This is a genomic window from Xanthomonas euroxanthea, assembly GCF_900476395.1.
GTDB classification, from domain to species: domain Bacteria; phylum Pseudomonadota; class Gammaproteobacteria; order Xanthomonadales; family Xanthomonadaceae; genus Xanthomonas; species Xanthomonas euroxanthea.
On the sequence record NZ_UIHB01000003.1, the window covers coordinates 42423 to 69281 of the forward strand.

A 26859-nucleotide genomic window follows, 5' to 3' on the forward strand; every position below is an offset into this window, starting at 1 on the left:
GGGACCGCCACTCTATGCCGCCACAGGGGCGCGAATTCAGTCGCCTGCCCTGCCAATTCCTAGACCGCGAGTATACATGAGCGCCTCTTCTGCCAGTCCCGCCAAGCATTCCCGCCTGCTGATCCTGGGCTCCGGCCCGGCCGGCTGGACCGCCGCGGTCTACGCCGCCCGCGCCAACCTCAAGCCGGTGGTGATCACCGGCCTGCAGCAAGGCGGCCAGCTGATGACCACCACCGAAGTCGACAATTGGCCGGGCGACCCCCACGGCCTGATGGGCCCGGACCTGATGAGCCGCATGCAGGCCCATGCCGAGCGCTTCGAGACCGAGGTGATCTTCGACCACATCCACACCGCCGACCTGTCGCAGCGCCCATTCCGGCTGATCGGCGACGGTGCCGAGTACACCTGCGACGCACTGATCATCTCCACCGGCGCCACCGCCAAGTACCTGGGCATCCCCAGCGAGGAAGCCTTCAAGGGCCGCGGTGTGTCTGCCTGCGCCACCTGCGACGGGTTCTTCTACAAGGACCAGGACGTGGTAGTGGTCGGCGGCGGCAACACGGCAGTCGAGGAAGCGCTGTACCTGTCCAACATCGCCCGCAAGGTCTACCTGGTCCACCGCCGCGACACCCTGCGCGCCGAAAAGATCATGCAGGACAAGCTGTTCGCCAAGGTCGCCGCCGGCAAGATCGAGACCGTCTGGCACCACGCCATCGATGAAGTGCTGGGCAACGATGCCGGCGTCACCGGCGTGCGGGTCAAGTCCACCCTCGACGGCAGCACCCGCGAGATCGTCGCACACGGCTTCTTCGTCGCCATCGGCCATCACCCCAATACCCAGCTGTTCGACGGCCAGCTGGCGATGAACAACGGCTACCTGGAGATCCGCTCCGGCCTCAACGGGGCAGCGACCGAGACCTCGGTGGCCGGCGTGTTCGCTGCCGGCGACGTTGCCGACCAGCACTACCGCCAGGCGATCACCTCGGCCGGTTTCGGCTGCATGGCCGCACTGGATGCCGAGCGCTATCTCGACAAGAGCGCCTGAGGTGGCCGCTGACCGCCGGCCGCGCCGCGCGGGCAGCGCCGATGCCGGCGGGCCGGGCGCATGAGCGTCACCGCCCGCTGGTGCCGCCGGCTGGACGAGCTCCCGGCCGGTGCCTGGGACGCGCTGCACGACGGCGCGCACCCGTTCATTTCCTATGCCTTCCTGGAGGGCCTTGAACGGGAGGGCTGCCTGCGCCCCGACTGGGGCTGGAATCCGCTGCACCTGACGCTATGGGACGGCGACACGCTGGTCGCTGCGGCGCCGGGGTACCTGAAGAACAACTCGCACGGCGAGTTCGTATTCGACCACGCCTGGGCGCATGCGTATGCGCGTTATGGCCAGGAGTACTTCCCCAAGTGGCTGTGCGGGGTTCCCTACTCGCCGGTGACCGGCCCGCGCCTGCTGGGGGCACCGCGATGGCGCCCGCAGTTGCTCGCGGCGATGCGCGAGCTGGTGGAGCGCAGCGGGCTGTCGTCGGCGCATGTGAACTTCTACCCGGCCGACGAAGATGCGGCCTTCGATAGCGACTGGCTGGAGCGCAACGACCTGCAGTACCACTGGCATAACGCCAGCGACTGGAGCGACTTCGAAACCTTCCTGGCCGCGATGGACCACAAACGGCGCAAGAACATCCGCCAGGAGCGCGCCAAGGTGCAGCGGGCCGGTGTGCAGCTGCGCGTGGTCCATGGCGATGAAGCCAGCGACGCCGACCTGGAAGCGATGTATGGCTTCTATCTCAAGACCTTCAACGAATACGGCAACTCGCCTGCGCTGACGCCGGAATTCCTGCGTCATCTGGCCCGGCACCTGCCGCGCCAGCTGGTGATGTTTCTGGCCGAGCTGGACGGGCGCCCGATCGCCGGCGCGCTGTGCCTGCGCGGGCGCGACACGCTGTACGGGCGTTACTGGGGCGGCGAAGCCCTGCCTGGGTTGCATTTTGAAACCTGCTACTACCAGGGCATCGACTACTGCCTGCGCGAAGGCCTGACCCGCTTCGAGCCGGGCGCGCAGGGCGAGCACAAGATCGCACGCGGCTTTCTGCCCACCCTGGTCCGCAGCCGTCACTGGATTGCCGACCCCGGCTTTCGCGAGCCGCTGGCGCACTGGTGCGCCGACGAACGCCAGGCGGTCGCCCGGCACGCACGCGAGCTGTCCGAGCACAGCCCGTTCCGCGATTGAACCCGCGCGGCAGCCAGGCCGGCTGCACCCGCCCTGATCGCAGGCAGGCCTCCTGCAGGCGACACGCGACGCGCCCCGTCCAAGGACAGTCGTCAGCCCGGTAAGAACTGCACGCCCGGCAGCGCGTGCTCGTGCACGCATGCCGCGGCGCGTATCGAGGACGCAGTGCAGCGTGCCGGGGACTGCGTGCCCGGGTGCGCCATGGACGACAGGCTCTACACTGCGCGCATGTCCCGCACCCTTCCCTACCTGCTTGCGACCGACCCGGCCGCGCCCTTCCCGCCGGCCGAACAGGCGCTGCGCGAGCCGGACGGCCTGCTTGCCATCGGCGGCGATCTGTCGCCGCAACGCCTGCTCAAGGCCTATGCCGGTGGCGTGTTCCCCTGGTTCTCGGACGGCCAGCCGATCCTGTGGTGGAGCCCGGACCCGCGCATGGTGTTTCGTACCGATGGCGTACGCCTGTCCTCGCGCTTCCGGCGCCAGTTGCGCAGCAGCCGCTGGATGCTGCGCGCCGATACCGCCTTCGCACAAGTAATCGCGGCCTGCGCGTCGATTCCGCGCGCCGGCCAGGACGGCACCTGGATCACCACCACGATGCAGCAGGCCTACCTCGAACTGCATCGGCTGGGCCATGCGCATTCGCTGGAAGTGTTCGATGGCCCACGCCTGGTCGGCGGTATCTACGGAGTGGCGATCGGCCAGATGTTCTTCGGCGAGAGCATGTTCAGTGCCGTCAGCGGCGGCTCCAAGGTGGCGCTGGCGGCGCTGGCCGCGCACCTGCACGCCTGCGGTTGGCCATTGCTCGATGCGCAGGTGGAAAATCCGCACCTGATACGCCTGGGCGCGCAGCGCCTGCCACGTGCAGACTTCCTGCAGCAGGTACGGCTGCAGGTCGGCCAGACTGCGCTGCCGGGCAGCTGGTCCGAACGCTACGGCGAGCGGCCTGCCAGCGCGCTTGCTGAAGTCCGCTTAACATAAAATTTGCACCGCGGGGAGATGGAGCGTAAAATGCTGTCCCTTACGGCCCTCCCGGGCCAGCCGTGATTGCACAGGATTACATGTCGAAAGACGACTCCATTGAATTCGAAGGCAGCGTCAGCGAGACGCTCCCCAACACCACGTTCCGGGTCAAGCTGGAAAACGGGCATGAAATCATCGCCCACATCTCCGGCCGCATGCGCAAGAACTACATCCGCATCCTGACCGGCGACCGGGTCAAAGTTGAGATGACTCCGTACGACCTGACCAAGGGTCGTATTACCTACCGCATGAAGTAAGCGGTTCTGGTGTGAGACGCGAGGCGGCCAATGGCCGCTTTTTGTCGTGGCCGGGATCTGTGTATTTGGCAGGCATGGCTGGCCGATGTCGTCGGCTTGCCCTGCATTCGCTGGTGTCATTGGCGTTTGTGCCCAGCCGATCCATTGCCTCGGTTCCGAGGCGTGCGGTTGTCGCTGGTGGTTTGCCGCTCCTCCGCGATCGCTGCGGCTGTGCGTCCCTCCCGCTGTGCGTCTCCAGGGACATAAAAAAACCGCTCCTTCGAGCGGTTTTTTCACTTCAGGACTGCAGGGCGATCAGTCGACGGTCGCCGGCAGCAGACGCTCCGGTTCCGGATGCGCCTCCACCACCAGCTCGCCATCCTTGACGTCGATATTGACCCGACCGCCTTCCACCAGCTTGCCGAACAACAGCTCGTCGGCCAGCGGGCGCTTGATCTTCTCCTGGATCACCCGCGACATCGGGCGCGCACCCATCAGCGGATCGAAGCCGTGCTGGGCCAGCCAGTCGCGCGCAGTCGGCGTGGCCGACAACGACACGTGCTTTTCCTGCAGCAACATTTCCAGCTCGATGATGAACTTGTCCACCACGCGCAGGATGTGGTCAAAGCCCAGCGGCTGGAACTGCACGATCGCATCCAGGCGGTTGCGGAACTCGGGCGTGAACCCGCGACGGATCGATTCCATCGCATCGGTGGAGTGATCCTGCTTGGTGAAGCCGATCGACCGCCGCGAGGCCTGGGTGGCGCCGGCATTGGTCGTCATCACCAGGATCACGTTCTTGAAGTTCGCCTCGCGACCATTGGTGTCGGTGAGGATGCCGCGATCCATGACCTGCAACAGGATGTTGAAGATGTCCGGATGCGCCTTCTCCACCTCGTCCAGCAGCAGCACGCAGTGCGGCGTCTTGACGATCTTCTCGGTCAGCAGGCCACCTTGGTCGAAACCGACATAGCCAGGAGGCGCGCCGATCAGGCGGCTGATCGAATGCGCTTCCATGTATTCGGACATGTCGAAGCGCACCAGCTCGATCCCCAATTGCAGCGCGAGCTGCTTGGTGACCTCGGTCTTGCCGACACCGGTGGGACCGGCAAACAGGAAGTTGCCGATCGGCTTCTCCGGATTGGCCAGGCCCGAGCGCGCGAGCTTGATCGAGCCGGCCAGCGTCTCGATCGCCGGGTTCTGGCCGAAGATCACCATCTTCAGATTGCGCTCCAGATGCTGCAGCACGTCCTTGTCGGTCGCGCTGACCTGCTTGGCCGGAATCCGCGCCATCTTGGCGACGATGGTCTCGATCTCCTCGATATCGATCAGCTCCTTGCGCTTGCCCTCGGGCAGCAGGCGCTGACGCGCACCGGCTTCGTCGATCACATCGATCGCCTTGTCCGGCAGCAGACGGTCGCCGATATGCTTGACCGACAGGTCCACGGCGGCCTGCAGCGCATCGTCGGCATAGGTCACGCCGTGGTGCGCTTCGTACTTGGGCTTGAGGCCCTGCAGGATTTCGAAGGTCTCGCCCACGGTCGGCTCGACGATGTCGATCTTCTGGAAGCGACGCGCCAGCGCACGGTCCTTTTCGAAGATGCCGCGGTATTCCTGGAACGTGGTCGAACCGATGCAGCGCAGCTCGCCCGACGACAGCGCAGGCTTGATTAGATTGGAGGCATCCATCGTGCCGCCCGACGCCGAACCGGCACCGATGATGGTGTGGATCTCGTCGATGAACAGCACCGCATTGGGCACCTTCTTCAGCGCCGCCAGCACGCCCTTGAGGCGCTTCTCGAAGTCGCCGCGGTACTTGGTGCCAGCCACCAGCGCGCCCAGGTCCAGCGAGAAGATCACTGCGTCGGCCAGCACTTCCGGCACGTCGTTGTCGACGATGCGCTTGGCCAGCCCTTCGGCGATCGCGGTCTTGCCGACACCGGCCTCGCCCACGTACAGCGGGTTGTTCTTGCGGCGGCGGCACAGCACCTGGATGGTGCGCTCGATTTCGTCGCCACGGCCGACCAGCGGGTCGATCTTGCCGTTGCGGGCCTGCTCGTTGAGATTGGTGGCGAACTCGGCCAGCGCATCGCCCTTGGCCTCGCCCTCCCCGCCCTCGCTCTTGGGCTCGCCATCGGAGGTGGACGGCTGCTCGCCGTCCTCGCCCAGCTTGGCGATGCCATGCGAGAGGTAGTTGACGATATCCAGACGCGTGATGTCCTGCTGATTCAGGAAATACACCGCGTGCGAATCCTTCTCGCCGAAGATCGCCACCAGCACATTGGCGCCGGTGACTTCCTTCTTGCCCGAGGATTGCACGTGATAGACCGCACGCTGCAGCACGCGCTGGAAGCCCAGCGTTGGCTGGGTGTCGCGGCCATCGTCTTCGGCCAGGCGCGAGACCGAGGCCTCGATCGCCTGCTCCAGATCATTGTGCAGACGCACCTGGTCAGCGCCGCAGGCCTTGAGGACGGCCTGGGCGGACGGGTTGTCCAGCAGCGAGAGCAGCAGGTGCTCGACGGTCATGAACTCGTGACGCGCCTCGCGTGCTCGCTTGTAGCACTGGCCGATGGTTTGCTCTAGGTCTTTGCTGAACATTGGTAACTCCGAACGGCTGTTGCCAACAATATGCGGCTTTTGTTGGGATTTACCACAACCCTATCGGATAGGCATGTTCAGACGGCGTTAGCATGTGATTGCAGCCACAGTGTTGCGCTGCTGGAATGATCCGAACGACCGGTCAGGCCTGTTCCATCGTGCACAGCAGCGGATGCTGGTTCATGCGCGAGAATTCGTTGACCTGGGCGACCTTGGACTCGGCGACTTCGCGGCTGTAGACCCCGCAAACGCCACGTCCGCGGGTATGGACATGCAGCATGACCTGCGTGGCCCGCTCCAGATCGAGGTTGAAAAACTGCTGCAGCACCGTCACCACGAAGTCCATCGGGGTGTAGTCGTCGTTCAGCAGAAGCACCTGATAACGCGGCGGTGGCGCCACTTCAGGCTTGCTGGCTTCGACCGTGAGGCCGTGATCGTGTTCGTGTGAGGTCTTACGAGGCATCCGGGCATTATACGGTTCATCGCCGCACGCATTGGACGATTTACGCCGCGCCCCGCACAATTTGTCTCCGATTCCATGGCTGGCCCTTGATGACCGATTCCCTGACCGCGCCCTTGCTGGCGCCGTCGTTCACCACCGACTTGTCCAGCTCCATGCGCGAAGCAGGGTCCAACGGCCGCCTGGGCCGGCGTCACGCGCTGCCCCTCGCCGGCAAGGCGAGCAACCCTTCGATCGAGCAGGACCAGCAGCGATGAGCGCCTCCGGACAACGCTGGCATCCGGATGTCACCGTGGCCACCGTGGTGGTACGCGACGGGCGCTTTTTGCAGGTCGAAGAGCACATCGGTGACCGGCTGCTGTTGAACCAGCCTGCCGGACACCTGGAACCGGACGAAAGCCTGCTCGACGCGGCGGTGCGCGAGACCCTGGAAGAGACCGGCTGGGATGTGCGCCCGACCCACTTCATCGGCACCTACCAGTGGGTCGCCCCGAGCGGCCAGTGCTTCCTGCGGTTTGCGTTTGTCGCCGAGGCCCTGACCCACCATCCCGAGCGCAGCCTGGACACCGGCGTGGTGCGCGCCTTGTGGATGACGCCGGAAGAATTGCGCAGCGCCACCGAGCGGATGCGCAGCCCGTTGGTGTGGGAGGTGGTGGCTGATTACCTGGCCGGCCAGCGCCATCCGTTGGCATTGGTGCGGCACGTCGCATGAGTACGCCGCGCATCGTGGTCGGGGTCTCCGGCGGCGTGGATTCGTCGGTGGCGGCCTGGCGGCTGGCCCAGCAAGGCGAGTCGCTCGCCGGACTGTTCATGCAGAACTGGGCCGACGATGGCAGCGGCGATTGCCGCGCCGAGGACGACCGCCGCGATGCGGTGGCGGTGTGCGGGGTGCTGGGCATTGCGTTCCATTTCCGCGATTTTTCCGGCGAATACTGGAGCGGCGTGTTCGAGCACTTCCTGGCCGAATACGCGGCCGGGCGCACGCCCAACCCCGATGTGCTGTGCAATCGCGAGGTCAAGTTCAAGCATTTCCTGGATGCGGCCCAGGCGCTGGGCGCCGAGCGCATCGCCACCGGCCACTACGCCCGGGTGGCGCACAGCGGCGGGCGCTGGCGCCTGCTGCGCGGCGCCGACCGCGGCAAGGACCAGAGTTATTTCCTGCATCAGCTGGGACAGGCCCAGCTGGCCGCGACGCTGTTTCCGATCGGCGACCTGGAAAAGAGCACGCTGCGCCGGATCGCCCAGGATGCCGGCCTGCCGACGCATGCCAAGAAGGATTCCACCGGCATCTGCTTCATCGGCGAGCGCGATTTCCGCGAGTTCCTGGGCCGTTACCTGCCCGCGCGCACCGGCGAGATCCGCGACCCGCAGGGGCAACGCATCGCCGAGCATCCGGGAGTGTTCTATTTCACCCTGGGGCAGCGCGAAGGCCTGAACATCGGCGGCGTGCGTGGACGCGCCGCCGCGCCGTGGTACGTGGTCGGCAAGGATGTGGCGAGCAATGTGCTGTATGTGGACCAGGACCGTGACAGCCCGCTGCTGCAATCACGCTGGCTGCAGTCCGAGCAGGCCCATTGGGTCACCGGCGCGCCGCCGGCGCGCAGCTTCGCTTGCACCGCACAGACCCGTTACCGGCAGCCCGACGAGCCGTGCACGGTGCAGGTGCAGGACGATGGCAGCGTGCAGGTGCGTTTCGAGCGGCCGCAGCGGGCGGTAACGCCCGGGCAGTCGCTGGTGTTGTACGACGGCGAGGAATGCCTGGGCGGCGCGGTCATTGCCGCCACCGATGCGCCGCTGGAACGCCAATTGGCGGGATCTTCTTTTTCACCTGAGGTAGTGGCTTGATGAGTTCTTCCATGGATCACCGCGTGCTGGCGCTTGCCGGTGTCGCCCAGGCCTTGCAACAGGTGCGGCGGATCGCCGAAACCGGGCATTCGGAGGCTGCGACGGTGCGTACCGCCATGGACAGCGTGTTCCGGGTGGATGCGGCCTCGCCGGAGGCCGTGTACGGCTCGCCAGCGGACCTGGCACCGGGCCTGCGGCTGCTGCATAACTATTTCCACAATCAGGGCCAGGACGAGTTCCTGCCGCGGCTGGCGTTGGCGGTGCTGCAGCTGGAGCGCCGCTTCGTGCGCGACACCACCACCGTCGCCACGGTCTCCAAGGGCATCGAGGCGGCCGCGCGTCAGGCACAGAGCCTGGGCGACAGCGGCCATCCGGACGTATTGAATTCGCTCGGCGGGCTGTATGCGCAGACCATCAGCCACCTGCGCCCTAAGGTCATGGTGCAGGGCAATCCGCATTACCTGGGCCAGGCCGGCGTGGTCGCGGAAATCCGCGCGTTGCTGCTGGCCGCTGTCCGCTCGGCGGTGTTGTGGCGGCAGATGGGTGGCAGCCTGTGGGATTTCCTGTTCGCCAAGCGCGCAATGATCGAGGCGGTGGACCGCGCGCTGCGCTAATCACCTGACAATTCGGGTTGCCACATGCGCCAGCGGTCGCTGGCGCGTGTCAACATCGGTTGAACGGGCGAGACGATGTGGCGATCGTCGCTAAAGACACAGGGGGGACGGCCGATACAGCAACCGTGACTCTGCCGAGAACGCCCATGTATTCACGTCCACTTATCCGTCTGGCCGCCCCTTTGGCCCTGACCTTGCTGTTTCCCTTCGCTGTCGGATTCGACTGGCCCGCTTCGGTGCGCTGGGCGATCCTGGCGACCATGACGCTCAGCTGGCTCGGTTTCGCTGCCTGGGTGACCTACTCCCAGTTCCGGCGTAATCCGGACCAGACCCGCATCCTGCGCGAGCAGGACCAGCTGCTCAACGAACTGCGTACGTTCGTCAGCAACGAAGTCGACGGTTCGCGCTCGGAAGTCGAGCGTGCCCGCGAACTGATCCGCCAGGCCGTGTCCGGTCTTGGTGGCAGCTTCGAAGCGATGAATCGCAAGTCGCGCCAGCAAAGCCAGGCATTGGCCCGCATCGTCGACCGTGCCGGTGACGACGGCAGCGCCGGTGTCGACGTCGCCCGCTTTGCCCAGCACGCCAGCTCCCGGATGGAGCAGCTGGTGGAAGCGCTGGAACAGGTGAGCGGCCAAAGTACCAACACGGTGCACCACATCGATGAGATGGCCCAGCACCTGGATGGCATCTTCGCGCTGCTGGAAGACGTCAAGTCGATCGCCGACCAGACCAACCTGCTGGCCCTGAACGCCGCCATCGAAGCAGCCCGTGCCGGTGAAGCCGGTCGCGGCTTCGCGGTGGTCGCCGACGAGGTGCGCAATCTGTCCGAGCGTTCCACCACCTTCAACGAACAGATCCGCAAGCTGGCGCACAGCTCCAAGGAATCGATCGCCAAGGTCCGTGAAACGGTCTCGCAGCTGGCCTCGCGTCACATGGATCGCTCCCGCGAAGCCCGCCATGAATCGGCGGCGATGCTGGAGAATGTCGCGCAGATCAACGCCTCGTTGGGCGACGGCATGCGCGAAATCTCCGAATGCGCGCGTTCCATCGACGGTAGCGTGGCCGAAGCGGTGCGTGCCCTGCAGTTCGAGGACATCGCCACGCAGACGCTGAGCGGTATCCATACCCACCTGGATCGTCTCACCGCGATCAACCGTGAAGCGGTGGCGCTGCAGGAACTGCTGCATCGCAACGGCGGCGTGTACGACAGCGATCTGGTCGCCGCGCTGCAGAAGGTGTCCACCCGCCTGCGCGACATGCGTGTGGAGTGGGAGCGCCCGCCGCACAAGCCGGTGGCGCAGCAAGGCATGGGTGCCGGTACGGTCGAACTGTTCTAAGACCGCTGCCACGCACTGCCTGATTCCGACATTCCCCGGCCTTCCGGGGATTTGTCGTTCCGCAACAACCTGGTATTCCGCTCATGACGCTACTTGCCCCGCCCACCGATGCATCCACCGCCGTGCTCGAATCAGCCGCGCTGGCGGCTGCACATGCCCAGCGCATTGCACAAAGCGACGCTGCCCGGCCTGCGCTGCGCAGCGTGCGCATGCCGGCCGCGCTGGAACGGCTGGAGCATGCCGCCCGTGCGGAAGTGCAGGCAATGCAGAACCCCCGCCGCAGCTGCAGCGAAGAAGACCTGCTGTTTGCGACCGTGGCCTGGGATCTGGGTCTGGATGGCGCCGCTGTCGGCGTGTCTGGAGCCTGACATCTGTGCAACGGCGGGGCGTGCCTCGGCAGGCGCCCCGCCGGTTGTTTCCACTGCCCGACCTGTGGCGCTGGTACGCCAGGCCGTGCCACCAGGCGTGGGCCCGAGCATGGGCGACCATTCGATTGCAGCACCCGGGTGACCTCTCCCCTGCCCGTCTGCTCGACGACCTCTAAGAATCCCACGAAACAATGTCCCGCTTCGCTCGGCTGATCTACGGCCTGGCTGCAGGACTCTTCCCCCCGCCCCCGTCGCGAGACACGCCGCGAATCCATCGCTCGAGGCTCTTATGCGGTATCCGTGCCGCAGGTTTCGAGGTAGTGAGCGGGCTGCACCGAGACGGCCCTGCTGCTCGAAGCTGCCGCATGTGCCTTCGGTAGTTTGGCGTGTGATAGCTCAGGTGTAGAGCGCCTGGCGCTGTGGCTTGGCTGCAGGGCCCTTGTCTGCCCACCATTGCGGGACACGCCATGACTCCGTTCCTGAAGTCGCTTAAGCGACATCCATGCCGCACAAGGTCCCCCGCGGTGGTGAGCAAGCTGCACCGGCACGACGCAGCTCCTGCTCTGAATTGCAGCGTGTGCCTTTCCGGAAGTCCGATAGGTGAGGTTTAGAGCGCCTAGCTTTGCAGCTTGGCTGCAGGGTCCTTGCCCGCCTGCCATCGCGGGACACGCCGTAAATCCGTCCATGGAGGCTCTGGCGCGGCAGCCATGCCGCTCAAGGTCCCGCGACGGCAGGCGGACAAGGACCAGTCGGGATGGTCGGTGTGCATGGCTGCAAGCGGTGCATGACGTCCGCTCTCCGGATAGCCGGGAGTTAGGGCATCTGCCCAACGAAAGCCGAGCAGCGGGCAGGCTTTTAAAGTAACCGACCAACTCTTGGTGCGGCGTCCCGCCGGTTGACGGACCCTTGGCGGCATGGATGCCGCCAAGGAGCCTCCGCGGACGGATTCACGGCGTGTCCCGCAAGTGACGAAGGCATCGCGCCCTCGACTCATCGAGCTTTTGACTTGCGTATGCGGACAGTCAGACGATTGAACAGCCGGACGACGCCAGGCGCTGCGACAGGTTGCGTCAGCCGGCGATGACCAGGCGTGCACCGAGGCGCATGCCGGCTTCGGCCTCGCGCAGCCACTGCGCCATGTCGCGCGGCGACAGCGGCCGTGAATAGAAGTAGCCCTGGATTTCGTCGCAGCCCTGCTGGCGCAGCAGTGCATCTTCCTGCACCGTCTCCACCCCTTCGGCCACCACCTGCATGCCGAGCGCATGGCCCAGATGCACGATGGCCTGGGTCACTTCGGCGGTGTTGGCGTCGTCGAGCATCCCTTGTACGAAGCTGCGGTCGATCTTCAGGCGCTGCACCGGGAAGCGGTTGAGGTAATGCAGGTTGGAGAAGCCGGTACCGAAGTCGTCCACCGCCAACAGCACGCCATTCTGTTCGAACAGCTCGAAGCAGCGGCGCAGCGCATCCGAATCACGGATCAATGCCGATTCGGTCAATTCCAGTTCCAGGCGCGAGGGCGACCAGCCGTTGTCGCGGCAGATTTCCAGCACGCGCTCGGCAAAGCCGCGCTCGCGCAGCTGCACCGCGGACACATTGACGGCGATGCGGCTGAAATTGAGCCCGGCGCGATCCCAGACCACGGCCTGGCGGCAGGCTTCGCCGATCACCCATTCGCCCAGGCGCACGATCTCGCCGCACTCCTCGGCAATGGGAATGAACTCGACCGGGCTGCACTGGCCATGGCCGGGGCGATTCCAGCGCATCAGCGCTTCGATCGCAGGCGAGGATTCGCCCACCGTATTGACCAGCGGCTGGTAGACCAGGGTGAACTCTTCGCGCTCCAGCGCGCCTTGCAGTGCGTGTTCCAACTCCAGGCGGCGCTGCGCGCGCATCAGCACGTCCTGGCTGTAGTAATGGAAGGTGTTGCGGCCCGATTCCTTGGCTGCATACATCGCCGCATCGGCGGCGCGCAACAGGCTGTCGAAATCCGACAGGCCTTCGCCCTGCAGCGCGATGCCGATACTGGCACCGAGCTTGAGGGTGACGTGGTCCTTGCGCAGCGGCTCGCCAAGGGCGCTGATCAACTTGCGCGCAACGTGGCCGGCGTCTTCCGGTTCGGAGAGATCGCGCAGCAGCACGATGAATTCGTCGTCGCTGAAGCGACCGAACAGGTCGCTGTTGCGCAGATGCTGATGCAGGCGTGCAGAGGCCAGCTTGAGCAGGTTGTCGCCGGTGGCGTGACCGAACGAATCGTTGATGCTCTTGAAGCCATCCAGATCGATCAGCAGCATTGCCAGTACCTGGCCACGCTCGTGCGCCTCGCGAATCGCGTTCTCCGCCTGCTCGCGCAGCAGGAAGCGGTTGGGCAGACCGGTCAGGCGATCGTAGTGGGCCAGCAGCTCGATGCGCTCGTTGGCCTCGCGTTCGCGGGTGACGTCACGGAACAAGGCGACGAAACGCGGCGGCAGGCCTTCGCGGCGGTCCAGCTCGATCAGCACCTGTACCCAGATCCGCTGGCCGGAATTGCGGTAGAAACACAGTTCCAGCTGTTCGGGCAGGCCACCGTCGGAGATACGCAGCAGCGCCGCCTCGAAGGCGTCGCGCGAATCCTGCGTGTACAGCGACAGCGCCTGCTCCAGGGTGATGTTTTCCTTGCGCAGGCCGTGGATGCGGTAGCACTCCTCGGTCCATTGCATGCGCCGGGTGTCGACCTCGATCTCGCAGCCGCCGATCTTGCCCAGCGCAGACACGCGGTTGAGCAGCTCGGTACGCCAGCGGATCAATGCATCGGTCTGGCGCTGCTCGGTGACGTTCTGCAACTGGCCCAGCAGGCGCACCATGGCGCCATTGCCGTCGAACACCGGCTGCGCCCAGACCCGCAGGTGATGCGGATTGATGCTGGCAGGCCCGTTGATCTCCAGCTCGAAATGCACCGGCAGGCCTTCGTGCTTGATCTTGCGCCAGGCACTGCGCAGATGTGCAACCGATGGCCGACCCAGCAGACGCAGGATGTCGCGGATGCCCTGCAGGCGCAGCTCGGTCATGCCGAGCTGCTGCAGGAAATCCGGCGATACCCACAGCGCGTCCTTGAGCGTGTCCCAGCTCCAGCTGCCCATGCTGGCGATGCGCTGGGCCTCTTCGAGCTGGGCCTGCTGCTCGCGCAGCTGCTGCTCGAGTAATTTCTGGTGGTGCACGTCGGTATGCGTGCCGACCATGCGCAACGGGCGGCCGTCGGCAGTCCGCGAAACCACGCGGCCGCGGTCGAGGATCCAACGCCATTGGCCGTCGTGCTGGCGCAGGCGGAATTCGGCCGTATAGGTATCGGTGCGCCCGTCCAGGTGCGCCTGCACGGCAGCACTGACCTGCGCGTGGTCGTCCGGATGGATCAGCCCGGACAGCGCGGTGAGATTGTTCGGTAGCGGCTGCTCGGAGTAACCGAGCATGCGGGTCCAGCGCTCGGAGCGGTAGACCACATCGGCCGGAATATCCCAATCCCACAATCCGTGATCGGCGCTGTCCAGGCCCATTTCCCAGCGGCTGGTGCCGTCGGCGCCCATCGGCTCGGGAATGCTCAGGGTGAAGGCCATGACCTGGCCATGCTCATCGCAGACCGCGCGGAGCCAGCCTTCCAGGCGCCCGCCGCCGGCCCCCGGCAGCACGCAGGCGGTCATGCCGCCGCTGCTGGCCACCTGGGCGCGACTGCTTTCCAGGACTTCCACATAGGCGCCAAGGGTGGCCGGCAATCCCAGCGATTGCGCAACACGGTTGGCCGCCAGAGGCTGACCATGCGCATCCAACAACACCACCGCCGAGGTCAGCGGGTGCTGCAGCATGCTTGCAATGACGCCTGAGTCCACTCTGGAACACTCCGAAGAATCGACCCCTGCCTTCGGAGTCGCAATGGATAACGGCCGTTTCCTGGATTAGTTGAGGCGCGTGTTTCGGGCGCGACCGAACCGGGCCGAGTTGCGGCTAAGATGGTTGCATCGCCAGCACCAAAGGTCGTCCGCGGACCCATGCCCCATCCTGTCGCCGCGCCCGCGTTTTCGTCCGCTCCCGTGTCCCGTCTTCGCCTCGCCGAGCGTCTGCAGCAAGGTCTGTGGACCTTGACCGGGCTGTATTTGCTGGTCGGCGTGATCTGGCTGCTGCTGGGCAACCGGCTGCTGCACCTGGCCGGCGCCGCCATGCCGGAGCGCTGGTCGGACGCGAGCTTTCTGCTGCTGTCCAGCGTGGTGATCCATCTGGTGCTGCGCCGTTTCGTGGCGCTGATCGTGGAAGAGCACGCACAACTGGCGCAGTCGGAGGCAGTGCTGCAGGCCAAGTTCCTGGCCTTGCCCAGCCCGGCCCTGGTCTACGACCTGGCCACGCTGCGCATCCTGGATGCCAACCCGGCGGCGCTGGAGTTCTTCGGCTGGGAACGCGACGAATTTCTGCAGCAGACGCTGCAGGCGATCTGGCCCAACGCCGATGGCGCGCGCCTGGAGGAAATCATCACCCAGATCCGCGCCAAGGGCGACGCCACCTGCACCTTGCACGAGGATCTGCTGACCCGCAGCGGCTCGCGCCATGTCGAGATCCGCAGCAACCAGCTGCATCTGGCCAGCGGCCCCGCCCGCCTGGTGGTCACCGTGGACCGTAGCGAAGAACGCCAGGCGCAGCATTTGCGCGACGAGGCGCTGCAGCGGTTGGAAGAAGCGCAAGGCATCGCGCGGCTGGGCTCGTGGCAGCTGGATTGCGCGACCGGGTTGGGACGCTACTCGCCGGCGGTGTATCGCCTGCTCGGCCGCAGCGTGCCGATGCATCGGCGCGACCACCGGCTGGAAGAACTGTTGACCGCCTCGGACACCGCCACCCAGACGCGGATCGAACGCATGATCGAGGACATGTGCACCGGCGGCGAAGTGCAGATCGATGTGCTGCTACCGCTGACCGGCGGCGATTCGCAGCCGCGCACCGTCCATCTGCGCGCCGAAAGCGTGGCCAGCCCGAACGGCACCCGGCATATCCATGGCACGCTGCAGGACGTCAGCGAACGCGAGCAATCGCGCCGGTTGCTGCGCGAGCGCGAGGAGCAGTTCCGCGAGCTGGTCAGGGTGCTGCCGGATGGCGTGCTGATCCTGGCCGACGAGCACGTGATGTATGCCAATGCCGCCGGGTCGGTGCAGTTCGGTTTCCAGGGCGAAACCATCCTGGGCGAACCGCTGCAGACCCTGGTGAGCGACAGCGACCTGCCGGTGGTGCGCGAGTACCTGCGCGCGGGCAGCGATCGCAACGAGCCGGTGTCCAGCGCACGGGCGATGCGCCGTCGCGATGGCAGCACCTTCTATGCCGGCCTCTCGGCCGGTGACATCCGCTATGGCGGCCGCAGCTGCAAGTTGCTGGTGGTGCGCGACCTGAGCGAACCCGAACGCATGCGCGATGCGCTGGCCGAGAGCAATGCCGAGCTGCAGGCGATGGCCAAGCGCCTGTTTTCGCTGCAGGAGGACGAACGCCGCGCGATCTCGCGCGACCTGCATGACGACATCGGCCAAGCCATCACCGCGATGAAGCTGTCCGCTCATGCCGCACTGGACGAACCGGACCCGGACGCGCGCCGCGAGGACCTGCTGGAAGTGGTGTCGCTGGCCGACAGCACCGTGACCAAGCTGCGCAACCTTTCGATGCTGTTGCGTCCGCCGCAGCTGGATGCGCTAGGTCTGGAAGCGGCTTTGCGCTGGCAGGCCTCGATGTTGTTTCGCGCATCGCCGGTGCGCTTGGAGCTGGACATCCAGGCACTGGACGTGCGGCCGGGCAACGAGATCGAGCAAGCGTGTTTCCGGATTGCGCAGGAAAGCCTGACCAATGCGCTGCGGCACGCCTGCGCGGGCGAAGTGCGCATGCGCCTGCACTCGATCGACAGCGAGAGCTTTCGCCTGGAAGTCAGCGATGACGGCGATGGCTTCGAACCGGAAGGCCCGCGCGGGCTCGGGCTGATCGTGATGCGTGAGCGTGCGCAAACCGTCGGCGGTGCGCTCGCGATAGAATCAGCCCCCGGAGCAGGCACGCGCGTGACGTTGCGCCTGCCCTATCACCCGGTCGGCGAGTCCGTCCACGACGATGGTGGACGTTAAGTCATGTGGAGCCCCGTAATCCCGCCCGGCCTGGAAATCGTCAAGCCCACCCGCCTGGGCGCGGGCAACCCCGAACTGCTGCATCTGGTGGACGCTGCCGCCTCCGGCGGTCCGCCGTTGATGGTGTTCCATATCGATATCGACCACTTCGCCTCGATCAACGAGAACATGAGCGCCGAGGTCGGCGATCAGGCGCTGACGCTGGTCGCGCGCCGGCTGCAGGACTTCCTCGGCGCGCGTGGCAAGTTGTGGCGCCACGGCAGCGATGAGATGGTGGTGGTGGCGGTGCGGCGCGAAGACACCCCGCTGCCGGAAGATTTTGCCGAAGAAATCCGCCAGCAACTGGAACTGCCGTTGTCGGTGCTGCCGTACACCTTGTTCATGACCGGCAAGGTCGGCATCAGCCTGTGCCCGGAACACTCCACCTCGCTGTCGATCCTGCTCGACTACGCCGAGGAAGCCAGCTACCAGGCCGCACGCGAAGGCGGCAATACGGTGCGGCTGTATACCCGCAACTCGACCACCAACGCGCATAGCGAAAGCATCATCGCGCGCCAGATCGTCGATGCGATCCCGCATGGCGAACTGCGCCTGCGCTACCAGCCGCTGGTGAGCGCGCGCGATGGCCGCATCGTCGGCATGGAGGCGCTGCTGCGCTGGCAATCGCCCACCCTGGGCATGCTGGTGCCGGAACGCTTCATGCGCACCGCCGAGCGGTTGGGCGTGATCGTGCAGATCGGCGAATGGGTGCTGCAGAACGCGGTGCGTCAGGCGCGGCTCTGGCGCGACCAGGGCTTCGACGATTTCAGCATCGCGGTGAACGTGTCCACGCTGCAGTTGCTGCGGCCGGGCTTCTTCAACGAAGTGATGGCGATGCTGCAGACCGCCGGCGTGCCGGCGCAGTTCGTGACGCTGGAGATCAACGAAAGCGCGTTGACCAACAACGTCAACTTCGTCCACGAGACGATGGCCAACCTGCGCAACGAAGGCATCAGCCTGAGCCTGGACAACTTCGGCACCGGCGATTCCAGCCTGAGTGCGCTGGTGCGCTATCCGGTGGACCGGCTGAAGATCGACCGCAGCTTCATCAAGAGCGCGCCGGCCGGCAGCCGCGAGGCGGCGATCGCGCGCGCGATCATCGCGATGGGTCATCAGTTGGGCATGACGGTGATCGCCAATGGCGTGGAATCGCAGGCGCAACTGGGCTTTTTGCGTCGCAACGATTGCGACATCTTCCAGGGTTATCTGTTTGGCGAACCGATGTCGGCCGAGTCGGCCGGCATGGCGCTACGCCGCCGCTATCTGCGCCCGGAATCGTTCGCCGAAAGCCGCCCCGACCGTACGCTGCTGCTGCTGGACGACGAAGAAAACGTGTTGCGCTCGCTGGTGCGCCTGTTCCGCCGCGATGGCTACCGCATCCTGGCCGCCGGCAACGTGCGCGACGCCTTCGACCTGCTCGCCACCAATGACGTGCAGGTGATCCTGTCGGACCAGCGCATGAGCGACATGAGCGGCACCGAGTTCCTGGGCCGGGTCAAGATGCTCTACCCCGACACCGTGCGCCTGGTGCTGTCCGGCTATACCGACCTGGCCACCGTCACCGAAGCGATCAACCGCGGCGCGATCTACCGCTTCCTGACCAAGCCCTGGAACGACGACGAGCTGCGCGAGCACATTCGCCAGGCCTTCCGGACGCACGATGAGCTGCGTAACGGCCGGGAATAGGGAATAGGGAGTGGGGAATCGGTACGGCAGCGCACTGGCTCTGCACGTTTCCCAAGATTTTCACCGCCCGCGTCAAGCGCAAATCACAAGCAAACCCCACTCTACCGATTCCCGATTCCCGATTCCCTACTCCCGATTCCCAGCGCGCCAGCGCTACCGCGGCTGCCGCACCGGCAATACGATCCTGAAACTGGCCCCCTGCCCCGGGACGCTTTCGACATCGATGCGGCCGTGGTGCTTGTTGATGATGCCGTAGGAAATCGACAGGCCCAGGCCGGTGCCGCTGCCGACCGGCTTGGTAGTGAAGAACGGGTCGAAGATGCGTTGCAGCAGGTCCGGGGCGATCCCGGCGCCGCTGTCCTGGAACTGGATCCAGACGTTTTCGGCCTCGTCGCGCCCGGTGGTGACGGTGATCGTGCCGCGCTCGACGATTGCCTGGCCGGCGTTGAGCAGCATGTTCATGTAGACCTGGTTGAGCTCGGACGGCAGGCATTCCACCAATGGCAGCTCGGCGTAGTTGCGCTCCAGCGTCACCTTGTATTTGAGCTCGTTCCAGATGATGTTGATCGTGGATTCGAGCCCGGCATGCAGGTCGACCATCTTCCACGACTCGGAACGGTCCGAATACGAGAAGTCCTTGAGGTCGCGCACGATGCGGGTGACCCGCTCGATGCCTTCGCGCGACTCGGCCATCAACTGCGGCAGGTCGCGGCTGATGAAGTCGATGTCGGCGCGATTGCGGATCTCGTCGATCTCCGGGATCAACGCCTTCGGATCCGGCGCCTGCAGCGCGCGCTCGTAGGCTTCGATCAGCGTGAACAGGCTGCGCAGGTATTCCTGCAGGCTGCCCAGATTGGAGTGCACGTAACCGATCGGGTTGTTGATTTCGTGCGCCACGCCGGCGGCCAGCTGGCCGATGGAGGCCATCTTTTCCGATTGCAGCAGCTTGTCCTGGGCACCGTTCAGACGTAGATAGGCCTGGCGCAGTTCTGCGTGGCGCTGCTGCAGCTCGCGCTCGTAATCCTGCTGGCCTTCGATGTTGTGGAATAGCGCCAGAAAGTGCCCGACGCCCTGTTCTTCGTTGTAGTACAGATGCGCAATGACCACACGATCGGCGACCGGCAGGCTGCCGGTCCAGCTGCCCTTGCTGCGCGCCTGATTCAGCGCATCCGACGGCAGCACCTGCGAGATCCGCTCGCCGAGATTGCGGTCGTCGGCGGGATCTTCCCTGCACAGGCTCTGGCGTGCGATGGCGTTGGCCAGGATCAGCTGCCCGTCTGCGCGGAACAGCAACACGCCCTCAAGCATCTGGTCGCCGAAAGCGCGCAGCATGGCCGAGGACGGTAATAAGGCTTGATTGAGAAAAAACTTGGCAGTCACGGGACAGGGCGGCGTAGAGGACGCTTCAATATACGCCGAACCGCCCAGGCCCCGTATTGCGCGGCGCCACGCTCCTGCACACCGGGCCCGTCAAGGCTCCACCACCACGCCGCCCGCGCGGCCTGTGCGTGCGCTCGGGCACGCTGTGGCGCGTCAGGCCACGGCCAGCGAACGACCGCCGCGCAGCACGCTCGACTGGCCCTTGGCATCGTAGGACGGCGCACTCTCGGTGCGGCCCAGATGGCGCAACGCCCAGTTCACCTCGCGACGCCGGCGTGCCAGCAGCGCGCCGTTGGCGCGGTTGGCTTCGGCCAGTTCGCGCAGCCGCTCTTCTTCGCCCTGGGGCATTGCCGCTTCCAGCGCGCGCAGCGCCGACAGCTTGTCCTGCGTGTGCCGCATCAACCCATCGATGTCGTTCTCGAGTAATGCCTGGCGTTCGCCGGCCAGCGCATCGCTGAGACGTTGCAGGAACTCGTTCACATTCATCCTTTGGGTCGGGAATTAACCCGCCAGTTGCTGATTCAGATCCATCATGCGGCTGGCGATGGCATCCGGATTGATGGAATAGCTGCCGTTCTGCAACGCATCCTTCACGGCCTGGACGCGACCGGTGTCGATCGCCGAGGACTGCGACAGCGTGCGCTGCAAGTTCTGCAGGTTGGTCGCCTCACCAGTCAGCTTGACGCTGTCGGTCGGCGGCAATGCGGCGATCGGGGACGCGCGGTCTTCACCGGCCGAAGCGATCTTGCTGCTCGTGGCCGCGGTGCGAAGGGTGGCAGCGGTCGGTAGATTGCCTTCGATTTTCTGTGTCATGTCAGGAACTCCTCTACAGGTCGTAGGGGATAACGGCATGCCCAAAAAAAACTTTATAGCGAATTTCTATCTGGAGACCAAAACGGTCCCGCTCGCTTCGACAATCCCCTGCACCACCCGGCGCGACGAGGAATTTTCCACCGACACACGCTCGTTCTCACCGGCATCGGACAGCGCGCGACCACTCATGCGCACCTCCAGACCGCCGTTGCGCGACACCAGCGGGACCGTGTCGCCGCGCCGGACCAGCCGCTGCGTCACCAGATCGTTGGCCGAGAGCAGCGAACCGGCTGGCAGGATGCGCCGGGCGCTCTTGCCCACTGCGGCCACCGGATCGGCCAGCACCGCGCCAACGATGCGTGCGGCGTCACGCTTCTCGATACTGATATCGGCCAGCGAAATGACTTCTCCAGCGCTGATGCCGCGTCGCAGCACCAACACGTCCTGATTGCGGCGCACCTTCAGCGGCACGAACAGGCGCCAGCCAGCCGGCTGCGGACAGGCCACTTCCACCGTATTGGTGCCGGTCGGCTGCGCCTGCAGCGCAATCGGGCAGGCCGGCATGCGCAAGCCCGGATCGAGCGTGGCCTCGGCCTCGGCATCCGGGCCAACGGTGGCCAGTGCCGCAGCGCGGATGGAATCGACAGACTGATAGCTCTGGGCCCAGGCCGGAGCGGCAGCCAACAAGATGACAAGCAGGAGCAGGCGCATGGGACCAGATCCGGAGGAAGACGGAATAGGCAGTGCAAGTGGCGTGCCTGTTTTTTGCCGGGATTGGGGAGTCGGGATTGGGGATTGGTAAAAGCGGCTTGGCGGGTGATTCATTTATCCCGTTGGCGATGCCCTTTCACCCGCATCCATCCAGCCAACTGTCGCTGAAGCTTTCATGCACGCAGAGGTAGCTGCAGCGGCCTGACCAACTCGCTCCTGCACCTTTGAGCCAATCCCCAATCCCAGTTCCCCCGATCCCGGCGCTTCTGCGAATCCCCAATCCCGAATCCCAAATCCCGACAGCGCCCCCCCGACCAACCATAAAGCCCTCAAGTTTCCAGCCGGCGCTGTCGATATCTGCCCCATGACCCACGATCTGCTCAACCGCATCGACCAGCGCACGCGTCTGGCTGGCCACAACCGACTGGCACTGCTGCTGTTCCGGCTGGGCGGGCGCCAGCTTTTTGGCGTGAATGTCTTCAAGGTGCAGGAAGTGCTGCGCCGCCCGGAGTTGTTCCAGGTGCCCGGCCTGCCGACCGAGTTCGCCGGCGTTGCCGACGTGCGCGGGCGCTCGGTGCCGGTGCTGGACCTGGGCCTGGCGATCGGCCACCCGGAGCGCGATGCGCACTCGGAGAACGGCCCCGGCTACCTGGTGGTGGCCGAATTCAACCGCTCGGTCCAGGGCTTTCTGGTCAGCGGCGTGGAGCGCATCGTCAATATCGCGGTGGAAGATATCCATCCGCCGCCGGAGCTGGGCGCCGAAGCCACTTATTTGACGGCGGTGACGCGGTTCCAGGGCGAGCTGATCCAGGTCATCGACGTGGAGAGCGTGCTTGCCGACATCGCCAAGGTCAGCAAGGACGTGCAGCTGGATCCTTCGCTGCAGCTGGTCGCCTATGACCGGCAGTTCCAGGTGCTGGTGGTGGACGACTCGCGCGTGGCGCGTCAGCAGATCCGCAGCGTGCTCGACCAGCTCGGCGTGGCGGCAACCTTGTTGTCCGACGGTCGCCAGGCGCTGGACCACCTCTTGCAGGTGGCAGCATCAGGCGAGAATCCGGCCGACCGCTATGCGATGGTCATCTCCGACATCGAGATGCCGGCCATGGACGGCTACACGCTGACGACGGAAATCCGGCGCACGCCGGGGTTGCAGGGCCTCTACGTGCTGCTGCACACCTCCTTGTCGGGCGTGTTCAACAACGCCATGGTCGAACAGGTCGGCGCCAATGCCTTCGTGGCCAAGTACAGCGCGCACGAACTGGCCGATTACGTGCTGGCCCGCCTGAAAGTGGTCGCCGAAGCAGCCTGAGCAGGCCACAAAGCGGCTGCCGGGTCGGAGCCGACAATAGCGATGGGCGCCGCGCTGCAAAGGTGCGGCGTCATGGAAGATCGCGCGGCTGGGGTCGGTGGGTCGACACCTTTTGAGATGACACCCCCGACTTGAAGTGACACCCCGACGCCGGGCTGCGCTTAGGGTCATGCGGGGCCTTCCAGCCTGGCGCGCCTGAGTAAAGCCAACGCTGCGACTTACACAGGTCCACCCTGTATCCCGGACGGCCAAGCTGCCGTTCGTCGGCGGCGCCGATCACCTTCCGAGTTCTCTGACCCGCACCACCCCGATTGGCACAAACATTGCTTTCTCCCTGGCAACACTTCGCGGGAGAGCACCGTGTCCAATTCCATCTCGTCCTTTCTAGGCATCCACGGCGATGCCCTGCCGCTGCGCGAGCAGCGCATGAAGCTCATTGCCAGCAACCTGAGCAATGTGGACACCCCTGGCTACAAAGCCAAGGACATGGACTTCGAGGCCGCGCTGAAATCGGCCGAAGGCGTGCGCGACGGCACCCTGCTGCAGACCACCGACGCCAAGCATTTCGAGATCGGCAGCAGCGGCGGGCTCAACCCGTTCCAGATCACCCGCGAATCCGACCAGCCCAGCCTGGACGGCAATACCGTCGATCCCGATGCCGAACGTGCTGCCTACGGCCGCGCCGCGCTGGAATACCGCGCCTCGCTGAGCTTCCTCGAATCCAAGGTGCGCTCGATGCTCACCGCGATCACCGGCCAATAAGTCATGAGCAATCTTCCCATCTTCGATGTGGCCGGCTCGGCGCTGCACGCGCAGTCGGTCCGCCTGAGCACCATCGCCTCCAACCTGGCCAATGCGGACTCGGTCGCCGGCTCGGCCGAGGCGACCTACAAGCCGATCGAGCCGATCTTCCAGGCCCAGCAAAGTCGCCAGGACCCCAGCCTGACCTCGGTGAACGTCAAGGAGATCACCACCACCAACGCGCCGCCGATCCGTCGCTACGAGCCCGGCCATCCGCTGGCCGATGCCGACGGCTACGTGTTCTCGCCCGACGTGGATCCGGTCTCGCAGATGGTCAACATGATCTCGGCCTCGCGCAACTACCAGGCCGGCGTAGAAATGCTCAACACCGCCAAGGAACTGGCGCTCGCCACCCTGACCATGGGTCGCTGACCCGCCTAGCTGACCCTTCCCTTACGGACCTTTTCACATGAGCACGATCGGTAGTGACCTCTACACCAGCCTCGGGCTGAGCTCCAGCAGCGCCACAGCGACCAAGAAGAAGGAGGAATCGCTCGGCCAGGCCGACTTCCTCAAGTTGATGACCGAGCAGCTGCAGCACCAGGACCCGCTCAAACCGATGGAAAACAGCGCGTTTCTGGGCCAGTTGGCGCAGTTCTCCACCGTGCAGGGCATTGGTGACCTCAATACCAAGGTCAGCAGCTTCTCCGCAGCACAGAGCAGCGATCAGGTGCTGAAGGGCGCCTCGCTGGTCGGGCACAACGTGCTGGTGCCCTCCGCGCAACTGGCCATCGATGCCACCAACTCGGCCAAGGGCGTGGTTGCGGCAACCTCGGCCGGCACCGTCAATTTCGAAATCACCGATGCCAACGGCGCGTTCGTCAAGCAGCTCAGCGTGCCGGCCAGCGCCGCCGGCGAGGTGTCGTTCGCCTGGGACGGCACCGATGCCAACGGCAACCGCATGGCCGCCGGCAAGTACGGCGTGACCGCCACCCAGACCGACACCGCCGGTGCCAAAAGCAAGTTGTCCACCTATGTCGACGCACCGGTGGACAGCGTCACGATCGGCTCGGACGGCCTGTATCTCAACCTGACCGGGCTAGGCACTTCCCCGCTCGCCAACGTGCTCCGCGTCAGCTGAGCCGGCAACCGACACTCAAAGGACCTCATCCATGGCTTTCAATACCTCGTTGTCCGGCATCAACGCAGCCAATGCCGATCTGAACGTCACCTCCAACAACATCGCCAACGTCAACACGACCGGGTTCAAGGAATCGCGCGCCGAGTTTGCCGACATGTTCCAGAGCACCAGCTATGGCCTGTCGCGCAATGCGGTGGGTTCGGGCGTGCGCGTCAGTAACGTGGCGCAGCAGTTCTCGCAGGGCAACATCGATCCGACCGGGCGCAGCCTGGACCTGGCGGTCTCCGGCGAAGGCTTTTTCACCGTGTCCTCCAACGGCGCCAAGATGTATACCCGTGCCGGCAACTTCCAGACCGACGCCAACGGCTATGTGATCAATCCACAGGGCGCGCGCCTGCAGGTCTTCGCCCCCAACCCGAGCGGCAACGGCTTCGACGTCGGTCGCCTGTCGGACCTGCAGCTGCTGACCACCGACAGCCCGCCCAAGTCGACCTCCACGGTCAACCTGGCCTTCACCCTGCCCGGCAACGCCACCGCGCCGGTGGTGACCCCGTTCAGCCCGGCCGACGACAAGACCTACAGCCACTCCACCGGCGGCATCAACGTCTACGATTCGCTGGGCGTCAGCCATGTGCAGACCTCCTACTTCGTCAAGACCGCCAACCCGAACGAATGGCAGGTGCACAACTACGTGGACGGTGCCGCGGTCGGCGCGCCGACCACGCTGCAGTTCTCCGATACCGGCGCACTGACCACCCCGGCCAACGGCATCATCACGATGGACCCGTTCACCCCGAGCACCGGCGCCGGCGTGCTGAGCATGCAGCTCAACGTCAGCGGCTCGACCCAGTACGGCGAGGCCTTCGCGCTGCGCGACACCCGCCAGGACGGCTATGCCAGCGGCAAGCTCAACGAGATCAGCATCGACACCAGTGGTGTGGTGTTCGCCCGTTATTCCAACGGTGCCGACAAGCCGCTGGGCCAGGTCGCGCTGAGCAGCTTCGTCAATCCGCAGGGCCTGCAGTCGCAGGGCAACAACATGTGGGCCGAAAGCTACACCTCCGGCGCCGCCCGCACCGGCGCACCGGACACCTCGGACCTGGGCCAGATCGAATCCGGCTCGCTGGAATCCTCCACGGTGGACCTGACCGAGCAGCTGGTGAACATGATCGTGGCCCAGCGCAACTTCCAGGCCAACTCGCAGATGATCTCGACCCAGGATCAGGTCACCCAGACGATCATCAATATCCGTTAACGGCTGGGAATCGGGATTGGGGAATAGGGAATCGTAAGAGCTGGCATTGCGTGTAGCGGTGCCAGCCTTACCTCTTACTCCCCAGCCCCCCGCAATCCCGCTTTTGCGATTCCCGATTCCCGATTCTCCATTCCCGATTCCCGGTGCCTCATGGACAAAGCTCTCTACGTTGCGATGACCGGCGCCCGCGCCTCCCTGCAGGCGCAGGGCACCGTGTCGCACAATCTCGCCAACGTCGATACGGTGGGGTTCAAGGCTGCGCTGGCCAATACCGAGGCGTTCAAGATCCAGGGCAAGGGTTATCCGTCGCGGATCGATGCGCTGCATGTGGACCAGGGCTTCGACCGCAGCCAGGGCCACCAGAAGGTCACCGGCAACCCGCTGGACGTGTCGCTGCAGCAGGACCGCTGGCTGGCGGTGCAGTCGCCCGACGGCAGCGAGGCCTACACCCGCAACGGCGAGCTGGCGCTCACTGCCAATGGCCAGCTGGTCACCGCCAATGGCCATGCGGTGCTGGATGAGGGCGGCAATCCGATGACGATCCCGCCGCACCAGGCGATGGAGATCGGCAGCGACGGCAGCATCTCGATCATTCCGCAGGGCGAAGGCCCGCAGACCATGGCCATCGTCGGCAAGATGAAGGTGGTCGACGCCCCCGCCGACCGTTTGACGCGGCGCCCGGACGGGCTGATGCGCAACACCAGCACCGACCCGGCGCAGGCGTTTGCGGTGGCCACCGGCAAGACCATCAACAGCGGCATGCTGGAGGGCAGCAACGTGGACGCCGCCGGCGCACTGGTGGAGATGATCCAGCTGCAGCGCCAGTTCGAAATGCAGGTCAAGATCATCAAGAACGGCGACGACAACGCGCAATCGGCCAATTCGCTGCTGCGGGTCAGTGGCTAAGCGCCACTGACGCCCACTGCCGCAGCGCCGGTCGGTTTGCCGCGCTGCCGAGCAGCTGGATGGCGA

The 26859-nt window shown here is 65.4% G+C and carries 25 protein-coding genes; 18 read left to right on the top strand and 7 right to left on the bottom strand.

Annotated elements, in window-relative coordinates; genetic code table 11:
• Positions 1 to 76 precede the first annotated feature (76 nt).
• From trxB to infA, 4 genes are all read left to right on the top strand, one after another.
• Positions 77 to 1045 carry a thioredoxin-disulfide reductase gene (gene trxB / locus CPBF1521_RS11915; RefSeq protein ID WP_104582661.1) on the top strand — a complete coding sequence of 323 codons (969 nt, stop codon included), beginning with the start codon at positions 77 to 79 and terminating at the stop codon, positions 1043 to 1045.
• A 60-nt stretch (positions 1046 to 1105) separates the two neighbouring features.
• Positions 1106 to 2224, top strand: coding sequence for a GNAT family N-acetyltransferase (locus tag CPBF1521_RS11920; RefSeq protein ID WP_115677156.1), 1119 nt, complete (start codon positions 1106 to 1108; stop codon positions 2222 to 2224).
• 228 nt (positions 2225 to 2452) lie between these two features.
• Positions 2453 to 3202: a leucyl/phenylalanyl-tRNA--protein transferase gene (gene aat, locus CPBF1521_RS11925; RefSeq protein WP_115677195.1), complete on the top strand. Its 750-nt coding sequence runs from the start codon at positions 2453 to 2455 to the stop codon at positions 3200 to 3202.
• Positions 3203 to 3282: 80 nt separating this feature from the next.
• Positions 3283 to 3501, top strand: a complete 219-nt coding sequence (gene infA / locus CPBF1521_RS11930) for a translation initiation factor IF-1 (protein ID WP_002813418.1) — start codon at positions 3283 to 3285, stop codon at positions 3499 to 3501.
• Positions 3502 to 3795: 294 nt separating this feature from the next.
• On the opposite strand, the gene clpA is transcribed toward infA, so the two are convergent.
• Both clpA and clpS read right to left on the bottom strand, forming a co-directional pair.
• Positions 3796 to 6078, bottom strand: a complete 2283-nt coding sequence (clpA, locus tag CPBF1521_RS11935; protein WP_104582663.1) for an ATP-dependent Clp protease ATP-binding subunit ClpA — start codon at positions 6076 to 6078, stop codon at positions 3796 to 3798.
• 142 nt (positions 6079 to 6220) lie between these two features.
• The gene (clpS, locus tag CPBF1521_RS11940) at positions 6221 to 6541 is read right to left on the bottom strand and encodes an ATP-dependent Clp protease adapter ClpS (protein WP_104582664.1); all 321 of its coding nucleotides are present in this window, start codon (positions 6539 to 6541) and stop codon (positions 6221 to 6223) included.
• An 89-nt stretch (positions 6542 to 6630) separates the two neighbouring features.
• Here clpS and CPBF1521_RS21505 point away from each other — a divergent pair, with 89 nt between their 5' ends.
• The 6 genes from CPBF1521_RS21505 (at position 6631) to CPBF1521_RS11965 (ending at position 10702) form a co-directional block, all read left to right on the top strand.
• On the top strand, positions 6631 to 6795 hold the full coding sequence (locus CPBF1521_RS21505; RefSeq protein ID WP_181901214.1) for a hypothetical protein: 165 nt from the start codon (positions 6631 to 6633) through the stop codon (positions 6793 to 6795).
• Positions 6792 to 7250, top strand: coding sequence for an NUDIX hydrolase (locus tag CPBF1521_RS11945; RefSeq protein WP_104582665.1), 459 nt, complete (start codon positions 6792 to 6794; stop codon positions 7248 to 7250). The genes CPBF1521_RS21505 and CPBF1521_RS11945 overlap by 4 nt, the downstream gene beginning before the upstream one ends.
• Positions 7247 to 8383 carry a tRNA 2-thiouridine(34) synthase MnmA gene (mnmA, locus tag CPBF1521_RS11950; protein WP_115677157.1) on the top strand — a complete coding sequence of 379 codons (1137 nt, stop codon included), beginning with the start codon at positions 7247 to 7249 and terminating at the stop codon, positions 8381 to 8383. Before CPBF1521_RS11945 ends, mnmA begins: the two co-directional genes overlap by 4 nt.
• Positions 8383 to 8997 carry a high frequency lysogenization protein HflD gene (gene hflD / locus CPBF1521_RS11955; RefSeq protein WP_115677158.1) on the top strand — a complete coding sequence of 205 codons (615 nt, stop codon included), beginning with the start codon at positions 8383 to 8385 and terminating at the stop codon, positions 8995 to 8997. The genes mnmA and hflD overlap by 1 nt, the downstream gene beginning before the upstream one ends.
• Before the next feature lie 59 nt (positions 8998 to 9056).
• Entirely contained in the window at positions 9057 to 10334 is a 1278-nt protein-coding gene (locus CPBF1521_RS11960) for a methyl-accepting chemotaxis protein (RefSeq protein WP_180496970.1), read from the top strand.
• An 83-nt stretch (positions 10335 to 10417) separates the two neighbouring features.
• A complete protein-coding gene (locus CPBF1521_RS11965; protein WP_104582668.1) occupies positions 10418 to 10702 on the top strand; it encodes a hypothetical protein in 285 nt (94 codons plus the stop codon).
• A 1070-nt stretch (positions 10703 to 11772) separates the two neighbouring features.
• Here CPBF1521_RS11965 and CPBF1521_RS11975 read toward each other — a convergent pair.
• Positions 11773 to 14559 carry a bifunctional diguanylate cyclase/phosphodiesterase gene (locus CPBF1521_RS11975; RefSeq protein WP_181901215.1) on the bottom strand — a complete coding sequence of 929 codons (2787 nt, stop codon included), beginning with the start codon at positions 14557 to 14559 and terminating at the stop codon, positions 11773 to 11775.
• Between the two features lie 120 nt (positions 14560 to 14679).
• On the opposite strand from CPBF1521_RS11975, the gene CPBF1521_RS11980 reads away from it, so the two are divergent.
• Together CPBF1521_RS11980 and CPBF1521_RS11985 are read left to right on the top strand one after the other, a co-directional pair.
• Positions 14680 to 16812, top strand: a complete 2133-nt coding sequence (locus CPBF1521_RS11980; RefSeq protein ID WP_164739794.1) for a sensor histidine kinase — start codon at positions 14680 to 14682, stop codon at positions 16810 to 16812.
• Positions 16813 to 16815: 3 nt separating this feature from the next.
• Positions 16816 to 18537, top strand: coding sequence for an EAL domain-containing protein (locus CPBF1521_RS11985; protein WP_039521514.1), 1722 nt, complete (start codon positions 16816 to 16818; stop codon positions 18535 to 18537).
• Positions 18538 to 18690: 153 nt separating this feature from the next.
• Here CPBF1521_RS11985 and CPBF1521_RS11990 read toward each other — a convergent pair whose 3' ends face one another.
• From CPBF1521_RS11990 to flgA, 4 genes are all read right to left on the bottom strand, one after another.
• Entirely contained in the window at positions 18691 to 19917 is a 1227-nt protein-coding gene (locus tag CPBF1521_RS11990) for an ATP-binding protein (RefSeq protein ID WP_104582670.1), read from the bottom strand.
• Positions 19918 to 20070: 153 nt separating this feature from the next.
• Positions 20071 to 20403 (bottom strand): hypothetical protein, encoded by a 333-nt coding sequence (locus CPBF1521_RS11995; protein ID WP_024939614.1) that lies wholly within the window; start codon positions 20401 to 20403, stop codon positions 20071 to 20073.
• Positions 20404 to 20418: 15 nt separating this feature from the next.
• Positions 20419 to 20730, bottom strand: a complete 312-nt coding sequence (gene flgM / locus CPBF1521_RS12000) for a flagellar biosynthesis anti-sigma factor FlgM (protein WP_104582672.1) — start codon at positions 20728 to 20730, stop codon at positions 20419 to 20421.
• A gap of 66 nt (positions 20731 to 20796) precedes the next feature.
• The gene (gene flgA / locus CPBF1521_RS12005) at positions 20797 to 21441 is read right to left on the bottom strand and encodes a flagellar basal body P-ring formation chaperone FlgA (protein WP_104648710.1); all 645 of its coding nucleotides are present in this window, start codon (positions 21439 to 21441) and stop codon (positions 20797 to 20799) included.
• 364 nt (positions 21442 to 21805) lie between these two features.
• Between flgA and CPBF1521_RS12010 the strand changes: the two genes are divergently transcribed.
• From CPBF1521_RS12010 to flgF, 6 genes are all read left to right on the top strand, one after another.
• Positions 21806 to 22750, top strand: a complete 945-nt coding sequence (locus CPBF1521_RS12010; RefSeq protein ID WP_104582674.1) for a chemotaxis protein — start codon at positions 21806 to 21808, stop codon at positions 22748 to 22750.
• 360 nt (positions 22751 to 23110) lie between these two features.
• Positions 23111 to 23512, top strand: coding sequence for a flagellar basal body rod protein FlgB (gene flgB, locus CPBF1521_RS12015; RefSeq protein ID WP_104533384.1), 402 nt, complete (start codon positions 23111 to 23113; stop codon positions 23510 to 23512).
• 3 nt (positions 23513 to 23515) lie between these two features.
• Positions 23516 to 23923, top strand: coding sequence for a flagellar basal body rod protein FlgC (gene flgC, locus CPBF1521_RS12020; RefSeq protein ID WP_005914451.1), 408 nt, complete (start codon positions 23516 to 23518; stop codon positions 23921 to 23923).
• Positions 23924 to 23960: 37 nt separating this feature from the next.
• Positions 23961 to 24632 (top strand): flagellar hook assembly protein FlgD, encoded by a 672-nt coding sequence (locus CPBF1521_RS12025; RefSeq protein ID WP_115677159.1) that lies wholly within the window; start codon positions 23961 to 23963, stop codon positions 24630 to 24632.
• Positions 24633 to 24663: 31 nt separating this feature from the next.
• Positions 24664 to 25887, top strand: a complete 1224-nt coding sequence (gene flgE, locus CPBF1521_RS12030; protein ID WP_104582676.1) for a flagellar hook protein FlgE — start codon at positions 24664 to 24666, stop codon at positions 25885 to 25887.
• A 150-nt stretch (positions 25888 to 26037) separates the two neighbouring features.
• Positions 26038 to 26793 (top strand): flagellar basal-body rod protein FlgF, encoded by a 756-nt coding sequence (gene flgF, locus CPBF1521_RS12035; protein WP_005921307.1) that lies wholly within the window; start codon positions 26038 to 26040, stop codon positions 26791 to 26793.
• Positions 26794 to 26859: the final 66 nt, after the last annotated feature.

Excerpts from the sequence above, each read along its gene's own strand:
- flgA (WP_104648710.1), bottom strand. The coding sequence starts at position 21,441 with ATGCGCCTGCTCCTGCTTGTCATCTTGTTGGCTGCCGCTCCGGCCTGG.
- infA (WP_002813418.1), top strand. The coding sequence starts at position 3,283 with ATGTCGAAAGACGACTCCATTGAATTCGAAGGCAGCGTCAGCGAGACG.
- CPBF1521_RS11995 (WP_024939614.1), bottom strand. The coding sequence starts at position 20,403 with ATGAATGTGAACGAGTTCCTGCAACGTCTCAGCGATGCGCTGGCCGGC.
- CPBF1521_RS11965 (WP_104582668.1), top strand. The coding sequence starts at position 10,418 with ATGACGCTACTTGCCCCGCCCACCGATGCATCCACCGCCGTGCTCGAA.
- flgE (WP_104582676.1), top strand. The coding sequence starts at position 24,664 with ATGGCTTTCAATACCTCGTTGTCCGGCATCAACGCAGCCAATGCCGAT.
- aat (WP_115677195.1), top strand. The coding sequence starts at position 2,453 with ATGTCCCGCACCCTTCCCTACCTGCTTGCGACCGACCCGGCCGCGCCC.
- hflD (WP_115677158.1), top strand. The coding sequence starts at position 8,383 with ATGAGTTCTTCCATGGATCACCGCGTGCTGGCGCTTGCCGGTGTCGCC.
- CPBF1521_RS21505 (WP_181901214.1), top strand. The coding sequence starts at position 6,631 with ATGACCGATTCCCTGACCGCGCCCTTGCTGGCGCCGTCGTTCACCACC.
- clpA (WP_104582663.1), bottom strand. The coding sequence starts at position 6,078 with ATGTTCAGCAAAGACCTAGAGCAAACCATCGGCCAGTGCTACAAGCGA.
- CPBF1521_RS11985 (WP_039521514.1), top strand. The coding sequence starts at position 16,816 with ATGTGGAGCCCCGTAATCCCGCCCGGCCTGGAAATCGTCAAGCCCACC.
- flgC (WP_005914451.1), top strand. The coding sequence starts at position 23,516 with ATGAGCAATCTTCCCATCTTCGATGTGGCCGGCTCGGCGCTGCACGCG.
- CPBF1521_RS12025 (WP_115677159.1), top strand. The coding sequence starts at position 23,961 with ATGAGCACGATCGGTAGTGACCTCTACACCAGCCTCGGGCTGAGCTCC.
- clpS (WP_104582664.1), bottom strand. The coding sequence starts at position 6,541 with ATGCCTCGTAAGACCTCACACGAACACGATCACGGCCTCACGGTCGAA.
- CPBF1521_RS11920 (WP_115677156.1), top strand. The coding sequence starts at position 1,106 with ATGAGCGTCACCGCCCGCTGGTGCCGCCGGCTGGACGAGCTCCCGGCC.
- flgF (WP_005921307.1), top strand. The coding sequence starts at position 26,038 with ATGGACAAAGCTCTCTACGTTGCGATGACCGGCGCCCGCGCCTCCCTG.
- trxB (WP_104582661.1), top strand. The coding sequence starts at position 77 with ATGAGCGCCTCTTCTGCCAGTCCCGCCAAGCATTCCCGCCTGCTGATC.
- mnmA (WP_115677157.1), top strand. The coding sequence starts at position 7,247 with ATGAGTACGCCGCGCATCGTGGTCGGGGTCTCCGGCGGCGTGGATTCG.
- CPBF1521_RS11980 (WP_164739794.1), top strand. The coding sequence starts at position 14,680 with ATGGTTGCATCGCCAGCACCAAAGGTCGTCCGCGGACCCATGCCCCAT.
- CPBF1521_RS11945 (WP_104582665.1), top strand. The coding sequence starts at position 6,792 with ATGAGCGCCTCCGGACAACGCTGGCATCCGGATGTCACCGTGGCCACC.
- CPBF1521_RS12010 (WP_104582674.1), top strand. The coding sequence starts at position 21,806 with ATGACCCACGATCTGCTCAACCGCATCGACCAGCGCACGCGTCTGGCT.
- flgM (WP_104582672.1), bottom strand. The coding sequence starts at position 20,730 with ATGACACAGAAAATCGAAGGCAATCTACCGACCGCTGCCACCCTTCGC.